Below are 16,189 nucleotides of genomic sequence, written 5' to 3' on the forward strand. Positions count from 1 at the left end.
GTCCACGCACGCTCCCCGCAGCCGTCGGGGGCGTGGACGGTCAATGGTCCTTTACCTAGACACGAGTCTGGCCCCCGCTTTCGCGAACTACAAGAGAAAGCCCGGTTTACGGCCATGAACGGCCACTGGCGCCCCGTTTGCCGTCCAGAGGACGCAACGCGTGACAGAGGCTTTCTTTCGTCACTCCCGTCGCTGCCGTCGCTCCGTACTCTCCCGTCACGGTTTCGGCGGTCAGGCCCCGCCCAGGGCCTCCAGGACGAAGCGGGCCCGCTCTGCGACCGGCACGCGCGGCAGCTCCACCAGCTCGTAACCGCACGCCGGGTAGGCCTCGGTCATCGCCCGGTGGGTGCGCTCGGCCTCCTCCGGGGACTGGTGGCGCTCGGCGTCGCCCGTGAAGATCTCCGGCCACGGCGGGGCCACGAAGACGCGGCGGTGGTAGCGGAACCGGCGGGCCGCCTCGATGACGTGCCCGGGGACCGGCAGGCCGCGCAGGCGGAGGTAGCCCACCAGGTCGGGGACGCCCCGGTCGCAGAAGACGGGGCCGGGCAGGGACGAGGCCTCGCGGTGCGAGCGCATCTCCCACGAGAGCATGAGTTCGGCGAACAGGGCGTCGTCGCGCCAGGCCAGGCCCCGGCCGCCGATCTCGCGCTGGTCGCGGATGACGGCGCGCCCGGCCTCCGGGGTGCGCGCGTACCCGAGCGAGGCCAGGTGGTCGATCAGGGTGGTCTTGCCCGATCCCGGGCCTCCGGTGACGACGACGAGGTGGTCCATGGTGCTCCGTTCGGGGACGGGGCCGGGCGGGGCCCGCCCGGCCCGGTGGTCGCGACGCGTCGTCGCGGTACGGGGGTGCCGGGACGCATCCGGCCCGTCGGCGGGGCGCCCGGCCCGGGTGTTGCGGGCCGGACGCCCTCCGGGGACCGGCGTCGGCAGGACCCGGCTCAGGCGGGCAGTTCCGCCTCGACCAGGTCGGCCGCGTAGGAGGTGCCGGCGGCCTGGAGCCGGGCGCTGACCTGCGCGAGGCGGCGGGCGGCCTCGGGGTCGGCGGTCAGCTCCAGCAGGGCCGAGCGCAGCCGCTCCGCGCTGGCGTCCTCGGTGTCGATCCTGCGGGCGACGCCGAGTTCCACCAGCCGGTCGGCGTTGTCGAACTGGTCGACGGCCTGCGGGACGGCGATCATCGGCGCGCCGGTGTGGAGGCCCTCGCTGGAGCCGCCCATTCCGGCGTGGGTGACGAAGGCGTCGGCCTGGCGCAGGACGGCGAGCTGCGGCACCCACGTGTGCACCTCGACGTTGTCCGGCACCTCCCCCAGCTCGGCGGGGTCCACGTGCTTGCCGATCTGTAGCACCACGTGCCAGCCGGGCAGGCCCCCGAAGGCCTCCAAGCAGGCGCGGTAGAACCCCGGCTGGTTGGTGAAGGCCGACCCGAGGGAGACCAGCAGGACGTTGTCCGCGTCCGCCGGACGGGTCCATTCGCCCTGGTCGGCGCGGTCGCCCAGGCACGGCCCCACGAAGGTCACCGTGTCGGCCACGGTGTCGGCGAAGGGCTGCATCTCACGCGGGATCAGCGCCAGCGCCCGCTCCGGCACCCCGGCGAAGGTGGAGTGGTCGAGGCCGGTGACGCCGTTGTCGGCGAGCCAGGCGTCGAGCTTGGCGTAGTGCTCCTCGGCACCGGGCTGGGCGCGCAGCCACTTCAGGACGGTGTCCTCGTAGTCGGCCCAGGCCACGTAGGTGGGCGAGAGCTGCACGGAGGGGATGCCCCAGTTGACGGAGAGGACCCGGGCGGCGAACCCCGAGATGTCGTACAGGAACAGGTCGGGGCGGTCTCCGTCGTAGGCGGCGCGCAGGGCGGGCAGCTGGTTGATCGCCTCGTCCAGGAAGACGTCCATGCCCTTGATCGGGTCGTCCGGCCAGCTGCCGTCGCCGGTGGGCAGGACGGTGGCGTAGGGGACGAGTTCGGCCCCGGCTCCGGTGATGGTGTCGGCCAGCAGGGGGTCGTTGGCGTAGGTGACGCGGTGGCCCCGGTCCACCAGCTCGCGGATGACCTCCAGGCTGGGCAGGACGTGGCTCACGGTGGGGGTGCCGACCATGGCGATGTGGGCACGGCGGTTCATGGTGTTCTCCAGAAGGGGGTGTTCGCGGGTAGGGCGAGGGGGCACCGGGCCCCGTGGCGGGGCGGGTGCGCCGCGGCGTCGGTGACGCCTGTCGCTAGCCGTAGATCTGGAGGTGCACGCGCGCCATGTTAGCCAGGCGTCGGGGGATCGCGCACCCGCTTTTCGGCGCGGCCCCGTGGGCCCGGAAAGCCGTCCGCGCCCGCACGGAGTCCGTTGCCGCCTCCGTCGGCACCGTCGGCCTCGCGGTCCCGGCGCGGGACCGCCCCGGCCGCCGGGGAGCCGTCGCCCGTCCGCGCCCGCACCGGGTCCGGGGGCCTCAGCGGGGCTCGTCGGGGCGGCCCTCGTCGCCCGGGGCCCGGTGTCTGCCGCCCGGCCGGTCGTCCCAGCCGCCGCGCCCCTCCTCGTTGTCCCATCGGCCCTGGTCGTCCCACCGGTCCCCGGAGTCCCCGGAGTCGTTCTCACCCCAGCGGTCCAGGTCGTCCTCGTGGGAGGCGCGGTCGGCCCGGTCGGCGCGGTCCTCCAGGAGGTCGCTGGGGCGGTCCCCCCGGTCGTACGGGTCCGCGGGCTCCTCGGGCTCGCCGAGACCGGCGAAGGCGGGCGAGTCCTCCGGGGGCAGGAAGGCCTCGGCCGCGCCCCGGAGACGGAACCCGGCCACGGCCATGACCACGCCGAAGATGACCGCGTACATCGCGATCACGAACATGATGGCCTGCGCGCCCTCCAGCGGCCAGAACCACAGCAGGAGCCCGAAGACGACCGAGAGCGCACCGACGAAGACCAGCAGCCACTCGGAGCTGATGTGCGCGCGCAGGCGGATGGCGGTGACGATCTCGGCCACGCCCGTGACCACGGCCCAGACGCCGACGACGAACACGAGCGCGACGATCGCCGCGACCGGCCAGAAGAGGGCGATCACCCCCATGACGGCGCTGAGGACCGACTGGACGACCAGCGAAACCCGTGCGCCGGGCGACGAGCGGTAGGCCGCGTACCCGAGGGCCGCGGAGTCGACCAGCGCGTAGACGCCGAAGACGATCGCCAGGACCACCAGGGTCTTGCCCGGCCAGACCAGCGCGACCAGACCGAAGAGGACCGCGGCGAACCCCCGTAGGACCACCAGCCACCAGTTCCGGCTCAGCTCGCCGAGCAGGTCACCGGTCCACGCGTACCTGACCATCGTCGCCCCCTCCTTCGCACGGCCCCGTCCGGTGACCGCACCCTGCCCCTTCCCCCGGTGTCGCACAAGGACGACAGCGGTCCGCAAAATGCGGGAAAAGGCAGCCCGTACCGGTCATACCCGGACGCACGGGGGGCCGAACAGCGCGAACGCGCCTGTGGACGGAGCAAGGGAGCGCCCGCCCCGTCTGACGCGGGCGGGCGCTCCTGTGTGCTCCGGGGGGGTGTGCCTACCCCTGGCCGGGCAGCCGGCGCTCGGCGGAGCCGACGTAGTGCTGGCGCGGGCGCGCGATCCGGAAGGCCGGGTCGCGCAGCTGCTCGCGGTAGTGGGCGATCCAGCCGGGCAGGCGGCCGATGGCGAACAACACGGTGAACATGTTGGTCGGGAAGCCCATGGTGCGGTAGATGACGCCGGTGTAGAAGTCGACGTTCGGGTAGAGCTTGCGCTCGGTGAAGTAGGAGTCGGCGAGCGCGGCGGCCTCGAGCTTGAGGGCGAGCGCGAACAGCTCGTCCGGGTTCTCGTCGCGGTCGAGGATCTGGCTGGCCAGAACCTTGATCTCCTTGCTGCGCGGGTCGAAGTTCTTGTAGACCCGGTGCCCGAAGCCCATGAGGCGCATCTCGCGGGCCTTGACCTTCTCCAGGAAGTCCTCGATGGAGATGCCCGAGTCGCGGATCTCCTCCAGCATCTCCAGGACGGCCTGGTTGGCGCCGCCGTGGGACGGGCCGGAGAGGGCGTTGATGCCCGAGGCCACGCTGGCGAAGATGTCGGCCTTGGAGGAGCCGACGACGCGCACGGTGGCGGTGGAGCAGTTGAGCTCGTGGTCGGCGTGCAGCACCAGCAGCATGCCGACGGCCTGGTTGAACAGGTCGCCCAGCTCGCTGTCGGCGTGGACGTCGCCGAAGGTCATCCGGATGAAGTTGTCGACGTAGTCGAGCGAGCTGTCCGGGCCGATCGGCTTCTCGCCGATCGAGTTGCGGTAGATGCGGGCCGCGATCGTCGGCAGCTTGGCCAACAGCCGGATCGTGGCGAGCTCCACCTGGTCCTCGTCGCCGGGGTCGACGCTGTCCTCGTAGTAGGCGGCGAGGGTGTTCACGGCGCTGGCCATGAGGGCCATGGGGTGGCCGTTGCGGGGCATCGCGTCGATGAGCGCGCCCATGTCGGCCGGGATGTCGGCGTTGTCGCGCAGCTTGTCGGCGAACGCCTTGAGCTGGTCCGCGTCGGGCAGCTCGCCGTAGATCACCAGGTAGGCGACCTCGATGAAGGTCGCGCCCACGGCGAGGTCCTCGATCGGGTACCCGCGATAGCGCAGGATCCCGGCGGCCCCGTCGATGTAGGTGATCTCCGAGCTACACGAAGCGGTGTTGCCGAACCCCGGGTCCAGGGTCGTCATCCCCGTCGACCCCAGCAGGGTCTTCAGCTCGATGGTGCGCTCACCCTCGGTACCGGTGAACACCGGCAGCTTCAGCACGCCGCCCTCGTAGTGGAGCTCCACCGTGCGCTCTTTGTCGTCTTCGCTCATGCCCGAGGTCAACCTTTCCAGGCGGGGGATACGTGAGGTGCGTCATACGCGGGGCGGTCCGCCGCCACGTTCCTGCTTCACTCGTTATTGTTCTGTTTTGTTAAACGACAGTTAAGCAAAAGCATATAAGTTTCACTGATTCACGAACAGGTGACATGCAACACATACCCACACGTGCACCGAATTACCGCCAGGTGAAGATTTACAAACTTTGCCAGCCGTCGATTACTTCGTGATCGCCCTGAGACGTCGCAGACGGAACCGGGAGGTCCTCCCGGCGCCCCGCTGCCTCCTGTACCGGTCCCCTGGGCGGTCCGGTATCCGCCCGGACCCTCTCCCTTCGGCCCGTCCTTCACAGAAGTGGACAGAGCCGAACGAAGCCGGGTGCGGCCGGGTGTCCGAACACGCCCTAGTGGCCTACCCTCAGGGTACCTTCGCGCTGTTCACGGGGCCTGAGGCGGGGTGCCCGCCAGCTGGTGATCTTGGCCTCTGCCTGGGCCTCGGGGATCACGGCGGCCCCGTCGGCCGCGGCGAACCGGGCCCGTCGTGGCAACGGACTGTGCGTGCGCCACGGGAGTTCACACCCCGGCGGACGCACCGCTGCGCCACACCTCCGGGACGCCCGCCGGGAGGCGTTCCGCGGAGCGCCCAATTTCCCGGGAACCGGACCCCGCTATCGACAGCGGGTAACCGCCATTCACCCCGGGTAAACGGCTCGGGCGTGCTTTGCCTAAAGGGCGGCCGCCCGGACGGAGGGCACCGGTCCGGGCCGTGGCGGGGCCGGGGGACCCGCCCCCGGAGCCTCACTCGCCCTCGTCGACGCCTCCGGCCAGCAGCGGCTCCATGAACAGCGTCGGGTGGTCGCGCTCGATCACCCGCAGACGCCACTTGTTGTGCACCAGCACCAGCAGCTCGCCGTCGCCCCGCCGCCGCAGCACCTCGGCGCCCGACAGCGTGTGCAGGGCGGGCGCCGACTCGGCGTCGGTGCGCCGCGCCACGGAGTAGTCCAGCGGCGAGGCCTCGATCGGGGCCCGGAACTCGTGCTCCATGCGGTGCCTGACCACGTCGAACTGCAGGGGACCCACCGCCGCCAGCACCGGCGCCTGCTCACCGCGCACGTCCGAGGACAGCACCTGCACCACGCCCTCGGCGTCCATCTGGGCGATGCCGCGCTGGAACTGCTTGTACTTGCTCGCGTCCTTGGCCCGCGCCACCACGAAGTGCTCGGGGGCGAAGCTGGGGATCGGCGGGTAGGCCACCTTGGGGCCGTCGTAGAGGGTGTCCCCCACCGCCAGCGCCTGGGCGTTGACCAGCGCGATCACGTCGCCGGGGTAGGCCGTCTCGATGGTGGTGCGGTCGGAGCCGAACACCGCCTGGGTGTACTTGGTGGCGAACGGACGGCCCGTGGGCGCGTGGGTGAGCACCATGCCGCGGTCGAAGCGGCCCGAGCTGATGCGCACGAAGGCCATCCGGTCCCGGTGGTTCTTGTCCATGTTGGCCTGCATCTTGAACACCTGGCCCGAGAACGGGTCGGCCACGGGGCGCGGGCGCTCGCGGTCGTCCTCCTTGGGCCCGGGGGCCGGGGCCAGGCCCACCACGGCCTCCAGCAGTTGGCCGACCCCGAAGTTGGGCAGGGCGGCGCCGAAGAGCACCGGGGAGGACTCCCCCGCCAGGAAGGACTCGGCGTCGAAGTCGGCGCCCAGCGCCTCCAGCAGCTCGATCTCCTCCTGGGCCTGGGTCCAGGCGTCGGCCTCCACCTCGGCGGCGCGTTCGGGGTCCAGGACCTCCTCGATGGCCTTGTGGGCCCCGCCCGGGGTGCGCGACATCTTGGTGTAGACGCCCTCGCGGCGGTCGATGAGGCCGCGGAAGTCCCCGGCGATGCCCACCGGCCAGTTCATCGGGGTGGGGCGCAGCCCGATGCGCTGCTCGATCTCGTCCAGCAGCTCCAGGGGCTCGCGGCCGGGACGGTCCCACTTGTTGACGAAGGTGATGACCGGCATCTTGCGGGCCCGGCACACGTCGAAGAGCTTGAGGGTCTGCGGCTCAAGGCCCTTGGCCGAGTCCAGCAGCATGATCGCGCAGTCCACCGCGGACAGCACCCGGTAGGTGTCCTCGGAGAAGTCGGCGTGGCCGGGGGTGTCCACCAGGTTGAGCACCCGGTCGTCGTAGTCGATGCGCAGCGCGGCGGAGGTGATGGAGATGCCGCGGTCCTGCTCCATCTCCATCCAGTCCGAGGTCACGCCCTTGCGGTCGCCCTTGCCGTGCACGGCTCCGGCCGAGGAGATCGCGGCCGCGTGCAGCGCCAGGGCCTCGGTCAGGGTGGACTTGCCGGCGTCGGGGTGGGAGATCACCGCGAACGTCCGCCGCCGGGAGGCCTCGCGTACTACCTCAGACTCCTGCTTGGTGGCGCCCGCCGTGTCCACGCTCATCTCCGCTGTCCGATCCGCCTCGTGTGACTACCCGTTTCCCGGCCCACCAGCCTACGCTCGTCGGAGCGCCGCCCCGACCGCGCGGGCCCGGGCCCCTCGATCCCCTACGCCCTCGCGGGCCCCTCGGCTCCCTCCGGTTCCCCGGACCCCTCGGACTGCCGGACGGCCTCGGAGACAAGGCGGAGCAGCTCCTCACGACCGGTGCCGCCGGGGTAGACCGCCACGAGCACCCGGTCGCGCCGCGGCTCCGGCGCGGTGCGCAGCATCGGCTCGGCGGCCAGGCGGACGAACTCCATGGCCTCGTCGAAGCGCGCCCACACCTCGCGGACGTCCTGCTCCGGGCCGCGCAGCCACCCGCGCAGGACGTGGTTGTGCGCCGCGATCAGCGACGCGGCCACCACCCCGGCGGCCAGCGAGCGGTCACCGCCTCCCCCGCGCCGCGCCAGGTAGCGGCTGAAGGCGGCCTGGTAGCGGGCGGTCATCGCCACCTCGCGGTCGCGCAGGCGTGCGTGGGCGCGGACCAGGCGGTAGCGGGGCACGGTGATCTCCGGATCGCCCAGGTAGCCCTGGAGCACCAGCCGGGTGGCGGAGAGGACCGACGTCAGCGGGTCGTCCGGGGAGGCCTCCAGGAAGCCCTCGACCGTGGCGAACAGCTCGTCGTGCTCGGCGAAGAGGATGTCCTCCTTCGAGCCGAAGCGGCGGAACAGACTGCGTCGGCTCACGCCCGTGGCGGCGGCGATCTGGTCCATCGTCGTGGCCTCGAAGCCGTCCTCGGTGAACAGCCGCACCGCGGCCAGCACCACGGCACGGGTGTCCGCGCGCGTCTGACCGCCCCGGCCGCCCTGGTTCTCCATGGGCCGCGCCCCCTTCGTCCGTTGTCTGGAAGGCTGTGCGCCCCCATCTGTGTACTTCATCCCTTCCGCCCCCTATCCTGGCACTGAATGCCAAGGAATGGCACGCGGTGCCATCACCCGGGACCGCCGCCAGGGGAGGAATGCAGATGAGCGACTTCGACCTGTTCAGGACCACCGAGGAGCACGAGGAGCTGCGCGAGGCCGTACGCTCCGTCGCCGAGGACAAGATCGCCCCGCACGCGGCGGAGGTCGACGAGAGGAGCGCCTTCCCCCAGGACGCCCTCGACGCGCTGGTGGCCACGGACTTCCACGCCCCGCACATCGCCGAGGAGTACGACGGCGTGGGCGCCGACGCCCTGGCCACCTGCATCGTCATCGAGGAGGTCGCCCGCGTGTGCGCCTCCTCCTCCCTCATCCCCGCCGTCAACAAGCTCGGCACCATGCCGCTGATCCTGGGCGCCTCCGAGGAGGTCAAGCGGCGCTACCTGCCCGAGGTGGCCAGCGGCGGGGCGATGTTCTCCTACGGCCTGTCCGAGCGCGAGGCCGGTTCCGACACCGCGAGCATGCGCACCCAGGCCGTCGCCGACGGGGACGGCTGGGTCCTCAACGGCCAGAAGTCCTGGATCACCAACGCCGGGGTCAGCAAGTACTACACGGTGCTGGCGGTGACCGACCCCGAGGGCGCGCGCGGCCGCAACGTCTCCGCCTTCGTGCTGCACGCCGACGACGAGGGCTTCACCCTGGGCGAGCCCGAGCGCAAGCTCGGCATCAAGGGCTCCCCGACCCGCGAGCTGTTCTTCGACAACGTGCGTGTCCCCGGCGACCGCATCGTCGGCGCCCCGGGCGAGGGCCTCAAGATCGCGCTGCGCACCCTGGACCACACGCGCGTCACCATCGGCGCGCAGGCCGTCGGCATCGCGCAGGGCGCGCTGGACCAGGCGGTGGCCTACGTCAAGGAGCGCAAGCAGTTCGGCAAGCACATCGCCGACTTCCAGGGCGTGCAGTTCATGCTCGCCGACATGGCGATGAAGCTGGAGACCGCGCGGCAGATGGTCTACGTGGCCGCCGCCAAGTCCGAGCGCGGCGACGACGACCTGCCGTTCTACGGCGCCGCCGCCAAGTGCTTCGCCTCCGACGCCGCCATGGAGATCACCACCGACGCCGTGCAACTGCTGGGCGGCGCGGGCTACGTGAAGGACTTCCCCCTGGAGCGCATGATGCGCGACGCCAAGATCACCCAGATCTACGAGGGCACGAACCAGATCCAGCGCATGGTGATGGCCCGCCAGCTCCTCAAGTAGCGGCCCGGAAGCACGAGGGGACCCTGCTCACGGCCGGTCTCCGCGGAGACGCGAGCCGTGGAGCGGGGTCTTCTCATGTGGTGCGCCGTGCCCTCGCGGAAGCCCTGCGGAGGCGGGCCGTCCCGTCCGTGTTCCGCCGGGAGCCGCGAACCCCCGTCCGGCGGGCGCCCAGCGGTGCGGGCGCCCTCCCGTCCTCAGGGGCGGGTGGTCACCATGTTCCGTCCCGGTCCTTGCGGGCCACGTCAGGAGGCCTTGACCTTCGGCACGCCGCCCTTGCGGCCGATGGCGAAGGCGATCCGGTACACGTCCGGAAGGTCCAGACGCCCGTCCTTGCGCCTGCGCATGACTCCGAGCTCGATGAGTTCACCGATCAGCTCGGGGTAGACGTCGGGGTTACGCGGTCCCGTACGGACTCCGCCCTCCCCGATGTCGCCGCGCCGGGCCTGCCGCTCCAGCTTCTCCGTCAGGCCCTCTGCCTCCCACAGCCTGATCACGTCGGACTGTTCGATGGGGACCTGTTCGCCGTCCAGCGGACTGATCGCGGTCCGCACCCAGGGAAGGTCCTCTCCGATCTCCTCCACCCGCGTCCGAGAGGCGTCCTGCACCCCCTTGCGGACGCCCTCGTAGTGGATGGCGTGGTCGTGGTGCGCGTAGTGCTCGAGGGTCTCGTCCACCGCGGTGCGCAACGCGCTGAGGAAACTGCGCGGGCTCACCTGTTCGGTACCGTCCATCAGGTGGTTCGGAAGCCAGGTGTACGTGTGCCCCTTGCGGTAGTTCGCCCCCATGTAAGGACCGGCGATCCGGGTGAACTCCTCCTTCTGCGTCTCACCGTTCGAGAGGAGCTCGACCGGAGGAAGGTAACGGTTGTCCGTGTCGTTGCGCCAACCGTCCCGCAGCCGCCTGAACTCGGCGGACGGCCCTGGTGACCCCTGGTTCCCGAGGTAGTGGAAGAACAGGCCGTACAGATTGGTCGTCGACCACGTCGGGTCGGCCGCGTTGGCACTGAGCTTGGAGGCGTCAGCGAACCGCCCTCCCCCGCTCTCGAACATGTCCGGCCGGATGAACACCTTGAAACGCAGGTTCCTGGTGCTCAGGCGCACCTCCAAGGCCAGCCGCAGCAGGCCGCTCACGAGCCGGTCCGCCTGCGCGCGCTCCCGGTGCAGGTGCTCCAGGGCGTCGAACAGCACCAGACGGGTGACCCCGTCGCTCCTGGCCTCCTGGTCCGCCCGCGCGACCGCGACATCGCGGGTGCCCGGGTTGTCGCGCGTCCACTCCACACGCTCGGTCCAGGACGACAGCGCGAGAACCTCGGGCACTTCGAGGGCGACCAGGAGCACGCTGTTCCACAGATCCGCCGGGGGCACCCCCGAGTCCAGGAGAGCGTGCATCTGCGAGGGCCCCGGATAGAGGTCCGGCCTCAGCTGAGCCCCGTATCCCGCGGTCACGGCCACCCTGGTCAGACGGGCGATCTGGTACTCCTCGGCAGCGATCCGCCGGAGCTTGTCGTCCAGCAGGGAACGGAACCAGAACGTCTTACCGACACCGCGCCCGCCTCGGACCACCGTCACCTCGGGGTCCAGGGCGAGTCGGTGGCTGGTCGGGGTGAAGAGGGTGTTCGGGCCGGGCTGCTCGGTGTCGGCATCCTGGGCACCGGGCAGCGCCTCGCTCAACAGGGTTCGCAGTTCGGCGGCGCTCATGCCCTGGGTCATGGGTTGTCCTCATTCATGACGAGTCGGCCGGCGGCCCGAAGGAAGTCCGCATAGGCCGTCTGGACGTAGGGCTGATCACACCAGTCGGGTGTTCGCGCGCTGTCGAGCCCGACCAGGTCGGTGGCGAACAGGATCCAGAGCGGCGCATGGGGCGCGGAGTCGTCCTCCAGGCTGGGATTGAACGCGTCCCTCTCATCCCCGCCCGCCGTGACGTCGTCGTAGAGCAGGGAGAAGGCCTGTGCCGCGTGGTCCCTGAAGGACTCCAGGTACTCCTCCCTCCGGTTGGCAGGGACCATCGAGGCGACGACCCGGAGTTTCTCCCGAATCTTCTCCGCCTGACCGGATTCCTGCCACTCCCGGAAGAGGTCCTCGTAGCCTCTCCAGGTCTGTGCGTTGTCAGCGCCGAAGAGCAGAGCGAGGTCGCACAAGCGTGAGATCGCCACAGCGGCGATGTCGTGGATCCCCGCCCGGCTGTCGAGCAGGACGACATCCGGCTGCCTGCTCAGGTCCGCGACCCTACGCTCGCAGGCGGACACCGCGTCCTCGAGGCGGTCAGCGAAGCTCATCGGGCCCGCTTCCGCCCTGGGAACATCCGCGTAGACCCGGTTGAGCTTGTCCACGTAGGAGTAGGGAGGATCCTCGGAGGCTCTGAGCCCGCCGCCACGGGCGGGAGCCACCCAGAGCTCCCCGTTGCCCTCCAGCGACACGTGCGAGGCCCGGACGACCAAGTCCAGGCCGTCAGCGTTGCCGACGGCGGACTCCACCAGGTGGTCCACCACCCCGTAGGCCGGAACGTGGTCATCGTTCGGCAGGAGCGACCCCGCCCCGGGGGATTCGAGGTCCAGGTCCACGATGAGAACACAGCGGCCCTGGCTGGCGAGGTGCTTGCCCAACAGGTACGTTGCCGTGGAACGCCCCACCCCGCCCTTGAAGCCGTACAGCGCCGTGCGCGCGCTGGACGCCCCGCCCCCCGTCGCGGGTGGAACGACCTTGGACCAGTCCTCACCGACGACCGTGTTGTCCAGGAGGTACACGTCTCCCCCGTTGACCGGTGATTCCGGTGCGAGGAGCCTGCGTGGGGACTCCAGAAGGGACTCCGGTGCGAAGAGATCGGACCCCAACAGCAGCGGTTCTTCGGAAGCATAGTCGCCGAGGCGTTCCCGGAGCCGTGCCCGCCAGCTTTCCACCTGTCCGGTGTCCAGCGGCGTACAGCGGTCATCGAGAAGCAGTGTGAGCCGCCCCAGGAAGTCCCCGACGACCACGACCGCGACACCGGTTTCGGCGATGGACCGGGCCACGGCGCGGGCCCGGGGGGCCGCTTCGTCGAAACGGACGATGTCGGGCATCACCGCAGTCCTCCAGCCAGGAGCGCCTGTTGGTGGAGTGAGAGCACCCGGCGGGCGGCTTCGCGACGTTGTGCGAAGGCCTCGGCGTCCACCTGCGGGCTCCCGAGGTAACGATGCGTCACGCTGTACCCGTCGAAGGGGTTGTCCGTGCCCATGGCTGAGACGAGCCTGGTCGCGGAACGCCCCTGGGCCTGCAGGCGCGCACGATCCCACACGCCGGGCAGATGGCCAGGGTCTGCGAACCGATCTGGGGCGGCTTGTTCTTCTGGCTCATGGTCGCTCCGAGGTATCTGAGCAGCAGGCTCTTGAGAGCACACTCCACGGCGAAACCGTAGTGGTAGTCGGCGTTGGGGAACCGACTGCCGGATCGGAGAAGCTCCGCGTCGTCGAAGTGACGTCGAGCGGCTCCCCCGAACTCCTGCGCATGTTCTGTCTCGGACACGCCGGAATCCTATCGACCGCCCGTCAGCGAGGACCGTCGCTCACAGGAACTCCCGAACGGGATGTCCGTGTTCGGCGACGGGTCAGAGCGTGGCCTCGCGGACGAAGCGGCCCAGCGGGATGGGGTCGCGACTGAGCGCCGCGCGCACGTCCTCGGTGACCTCGGCCGCCCTGCCCCGGACCGCGGCGGCGAAGCGCTCGTTGAGGGTGTCGATGAAGCGGTCGTTCCACCCCCGGTCCGCGGCGCGGAAGTAGAAGCCCGCCTCGTCGACGGCCTTGAACCGCCACACAGGGCTCTCGGTGCCCCGGGTCTGCTTGACCACCTCGCGGAAGGTGAGCGGCTGCGGGCCCGTGAGCGTGTACTCCCTGCCGCTGTGGTCGTCCAGCAGGGCCGCGACAGCGGCGTCGGCCACGTCGCGGGCGTCCACGAAGCTGACCTCGGTCCTCTTCTTGACCGGCAGTTCGAGGCGGCCGTTGCGCGAGCGCGCCAGACCGGCGAACATCCCCTCGGTGAAGTCCTGGAAGAGCCAGTTGGACCGCAGCACGGTCCACCGGCCGAACAGGTCCCTGGCCCGCAGCTCGGCGGCGCGCTGGTCGGAGTCCGACGGCGCGTACTCGCTGCCCATGGCGGTCAGGACCACGGCGTTGACGGCCCCGGCCGCGGCGGCCCTCTCCAGGAACCCGGCGACCCGGTTGCCCAGCGCGCTCCCGACCGGCGTCACCACGAAGACGTTCTTGACGCCGTCGAGGATCTCGTCCCAGTTGGAGGTGTCGGTCCAGTCCAGGCGGGTCTTCGAGGTGCGGGACGCGCCCGTCGCGGGCAGGCCGCGGCTCCTCAGCTGGGTGAGGACGCGGCGGCCCACCATTCCGGTGGCTCCGGTGACCAGAGTGCTCATCGGTTACAAGGTACCGACGCGCGGACCGGACACGAACCGTCCTCGCCGCGCCGGGCCCGGCGCGGCGGACCCGGCGCGGACCCGCGCGGACCTGTCCCGTCCTCAGGCGCGGCTCCGCGGCCGCAGCGCCTCCATCCCCAGGACCAGGGCGGCGCCGGCGGCGGCCACGCACAGGTTGGCGAGCAGCTCGTAGCCCTCGAAGGCCGCCACGTTGGGCACGACGAAGCGGTTGAACGAGTTGAGGACCACACCCAGGAACGGCTGGTACCAGAGGTGGTCGACGGCGCCGCTGACGCCGACGAGGACGAGCAGGACGCCGACGCCCTGGATGACCTTGCGCATGCCTCCGACGCTAGACACCGGGGCGCGCGCGGCGCATCGGCCGACCGTCCAGTCCCCGCCCGGGCGGGTCGGCCGAACGGCCGAGGGCGCGCGGGCGGGTCGGCCGAACGGCCGAGGGCGCGCGGCCCGCGCCCCGCCCGCTCCCGCCCTCCGGGTGCGGCCCCGAACGTAGACTGCACTGCGATGAACGCTGTGGACGGGCGGTGCGGCGCGCGCGACTGGATCGTGGACTCCTCCATCTTCCTGATCGCCCTCCTCTCCGTGCTGATGAACGCCGCGGAGTTCCCCCACCTGCCCGTCCGGGAACCGGTCCTGCCCGTGTGGCTCCAGGCCGCCGACGCGGCCCTCGCCCTGCTGGCCTGCCTGGCGCTGTGGTGGCGGCGGCGCTGGCCGGTCCAGATCGCCGTCGTGCTCGTCCTGTACTCCGCCGTCTCCGGGCTGGCCTCGGGCGCGATGCTCATCGCCCTGTTCTCCCTGGCCGTGCGCCGTCCGCCCCGCACCAGCCTGGCGGTGTACGGGCTGAGCGTGGGCGCCTCGCTGGTGCACGCCGCGCTGTGGCCCGACCCGCACGCCCCGTTCCTGGTGATCCTCCTGCTGGGGGCCGCCCTCCAAGGCGCCGTGACCGGCTGGGGGCTCACCGTCCAGCACCGGCGCGAGCTGGTGGAGTCGCTGCGCGACCGGGCCGTGCACGCCGAGACGGAGGCTCAGCTGCGCGCCGAGCACGCCCAGCACCAGGTCCGCGAGGCCATGGCCCGCGAGATCCACGACGTGCTCGGGCACCGGCTGTCCCTGCTGAGCGTGCACGCGGGCGCCCTGGAGTACCGGCCCGACGCCCCCGCCGAGGAGGTGGCCCGGTCGGCGAAGGTGATCCGCGAGAGCGCCCACCAGGCCCTCCAGGACCTGCGGGAGGTGATCGGCGTGCTGCGCGCGCCCGTCGGGGAGCTGCCGCAGCCGACCATGGCCGACCTGCGGCAGCTGGTGGAGGAGGCCGACGAGGCCGGGACCAGGGTGGAGTTCGTGCAGGAGTGCGCCGGGACGGTCCCCGAGCGCACCGGTCGCACCGCCTACCGGATCGTCCAGGAGGGGCTGACGAACGTGCGCAAGCACGCGCCGGGCGCCACCACGCGCGTGCTGGTCCGGGGAGCCCCGGGGGACGGCCTGCTGGTGGAGGTGGGCAACGACCCCTCCCCCCGCGCGGCCTCGGGCGGGGACGGCGACGGCCAGGGCCTGGTCGGGCTCGCCGAGCGGGTGTCCCTGGCCTCGGGGCGGCTGGAGCACGGTCCGGACGGCCGGGGTGGCTGGCGGCTGGCGGCATGGCTACCGTGGCCCACATGAGCGAGACGGAGCGGGAGATCGGGGTCGTGCTCGTCGATGACGACGCGCTGGTCCGGGTCGGCCTGGTGATGATGATGGGCGGCGCGCCCGACATCCGGGTGCTGGCCGAGGCCGAGGACGGCAGCGCGGTGGTCGACCTGGTGGCGCGCCACTCCCCCGACGTGGTCCTGATGGACATCCGGATGCCGACGGTGGACGGGCTGACCGCCACCGAGCGGCTGCGGGCCCTGGAGAACCCGCCGGAGGTGCTGGTGCTGACCACCTTCGACGCCGATGAGCACGTGCTGCGCGCGCTGCGGGCGGGCGCGGCGGGGTTCCTGCTCAAGGACACCCCTCCGGCGGAGATCGTGGAGTCGGTGCGCCAGGTGTCCCGGGGCATGTCGGTGCTCTCCCCGGCGGTGACGCGGCGGCTGGTCGAGCGGGTGGGCGCCAGCGACCGCGGCGAGCGGGCCCTGCGTGCGCGCGAGCGGCTCTCGGCGCTCAACGGCCGGGAGCTGGAGGTGGCCGTGGCGGTCGGCGGGGGCCGGTCCAACGCCGACATCGCCTCGGCCCTGTTCCTGAGCGTGCCGACCGTCAAGACGCACGTGTCGAGCATCCTCACCAAGCTCGGGCTCAACAACCGCGTCCAGGTGGCGCTGCTGGTGCACGACGCCCAGCTCCTGGACGGGAGGGGCTGACCCTCCCCGCCGCCTCCCCGGCCGTCCGGCGCCCGCTCCCCGCCCCTTCCGCCCC

Annotated in this window: 13 protein-coding genes; 3 read left to right on the forward strand and 10 right to left on the reverse strand. The window is 71.5% G+C overall.

Features of this window, described 5'->3' with window-relative positions; translation table 11 throughout:
* Positions 1-231 precede the first annotated feature (231 nt).
* From AC0VX6_RS26445 to AC0VX6_RS26470, 6 genes are all read right to left on the reverse strand, one after another.
* Positions 232-771, reverse strand: coding sequence for an AAA family ATPase (locus tag AC0VX6_RS26445; protein ID WP_274975148.1), 540 nt, complete (start codon positions 769-771; stop codon positions 232-234).
* 167 nt (positions 772-938) lie between these two features.
* Complete coding sequence (locus AC0VX6_RS26450) at positions 939-2,108, reverse strand: macrolide family glycosyltransferase (RefSeq protein ID WP_475466629.1); 1,170 nt, start codon at positions 2,106-2,108, stop codon at positions 939-941.
* A gap of 316 nt (positions 2,109-2,424) precedes the next feature.
* Complete coding sequence (locus AC0VX6_RS26455) at positions 2,425-3,285, reverse strand: HdeD family acid-resistance protein (RefSeq protein ID WP_475466631.1); 861 nt, start codon at positions 3,283-3,285, stop codon at positions 2,425-2,427.
* 229 nt (positions 3,286-3,514) lie between these two features.
* The gene (locus AC0VX6_RS26460) at positions 3,515-4,804 is read right to left on the reverse strand and encodes a citrate synthase (RefSeq protein ID WP_274975151.1); all 1,290 of its coding nucleotides are present in this window, start codon (positions 4,802-4,804) and stop codon (positions 3,515-3,517) included.
* Between the two features lie 803 nt (positions 4,805-5,607).
* Positions 5,608-7,233: a peptide chain release factor 3 gene (locus AC0VX6_RS26465; protein ID WP_274975152.1), complete on the reverse strand. Its 1,626-nt coding sequence runs from the start codon at positions 7,231-7,233 to the stop codon at positions 5,608-5,610.
* Between the two features lie 104 nt (positions 7,234-7,337).
* On the reverse strand, positions 7,338-8,087 hold the full coding sequence (locus AC0VX6_RS26470; RefSeq protein ID WP_475466633.1) for a TetR/AcrR family transcriptional regulator: 750 nt from the start codon (positions 8,085-8,087) through the stop codon (positions 7,338-7,340).
* 146 nt (positions 8,088-8,233) lie between these two features.
* Between AC0VX6_RS26470 and AC0VX6_RS26475 the strand changes: the two genes are divergently transcribed.
* Positions 8,234-9,388, forward strand: a complete 1,155-nt coding sequence (locus AC0VX6_RS26475) for an acyl-CoA dehydrogenase family protein (protein WP_274975154.1) — start codon at positions 8,234-8,236, stop codon at positions 9,386-9,388.
* A gap of 242 nt (positions 9,389-9,630) precedes the next feature.
* Here AC0VX6_RS26475 and AC0VX6_RS26480 read toward each other — a convergent pair whose 3' ends face one another.
* From AC0VX6_RS26480 to AC0VX6_RS26495, 4 genes are all read right to left on the reverse strand, one after another.
* Positions 9,631-11,097: a hypothetical protein gene (locus tag AC0VX6_RS26480; RefSeq protein WP_475466634.1), complete on the reverse strand. Its 1,467-nt coding sequence runs from the start codon at positions 11,095-11,097 to the stop codon at positions 9,631-9,633.
* Complete coding sequence (locus AC0VX6_RS26485; RefSeq protein WP_475466635.1) at positions 11,094-12,443, reverse strand: KGGVGR-motif variant AAA ATPase; 1,350 nt, start codon at positions 12,441-12,443, stop codon at positions 11,094-11,096. The genes AC0VX6_RS26480 and AC0VX6_RS26485 overlap by 4 nt, the downstream gene beginning before the upstream one ends.
* Before the next feature lie 524 nt (positions 12,444-12,967).
* Entirely contained in the window at positions 12,968-13,780 is an 813-nt protein-coding gene (locus tag AC0VX6_RS26490; protein WP_475466637.1) for an NAD-dependent epimerase/dehydratase family protein, read from the reverse strand.
* A 102-nt stretch (positions 13,781-13,882) separates the two neighbouring features.
* Positions 13,883-14,122 carry a hypothetical protein gene (locus AC0VX6_RS26495; protein ID WP_274975156.1) on the reverse strand — a complete coding sequence of 80 codons (240 nt, stop codon included), beginning with the start codon at positions 14,120-14,122 and terminating at the stop codon, positions 13,883-13,885.
* A 183-nt stretch (positions 14,123-14,305) separates the two neighbouring features.
* On the opposite strand from AC0VX6_RS26495, the gene AC0VX6_RS26500 reads away from it, so the two are divergent.
* Together AC0VX6_RS26500 and AC0VX6_RS26505 are read left to right on the forward strand one after the other, a co-directional pair.
* Positions 14,306-15,457, forward strand: a complete 1,152-nt coding sequence (locus tag AC0VX6_RS26500) for a sensor histidine kinase (RefSeq protein ID WP_274975157.1) — start codon at positions 14,306-14,308, stop codon at positions 15,455-15,457.
* Positions 15,436-16,134, forward strand: a complete 699-nt coding sequence (locus AC0VX6_RS26505; protein ID WP_274975158.1) for a response regulator transcription factor — start codon at positions 15,436-15,438, stop codon at positions 16,132-16,134. The genes AC0VX6_RS26500 and AC0VX6_RS26505 overlap by 22 nt, the downstream gene beginning before the upstream one ends.
* Positions 16,135-16,189: the final 55 nt, after the last annotated feature.

Source organism: Nocardiopsis sp. iso_25 (assembly GCF_056173305.1).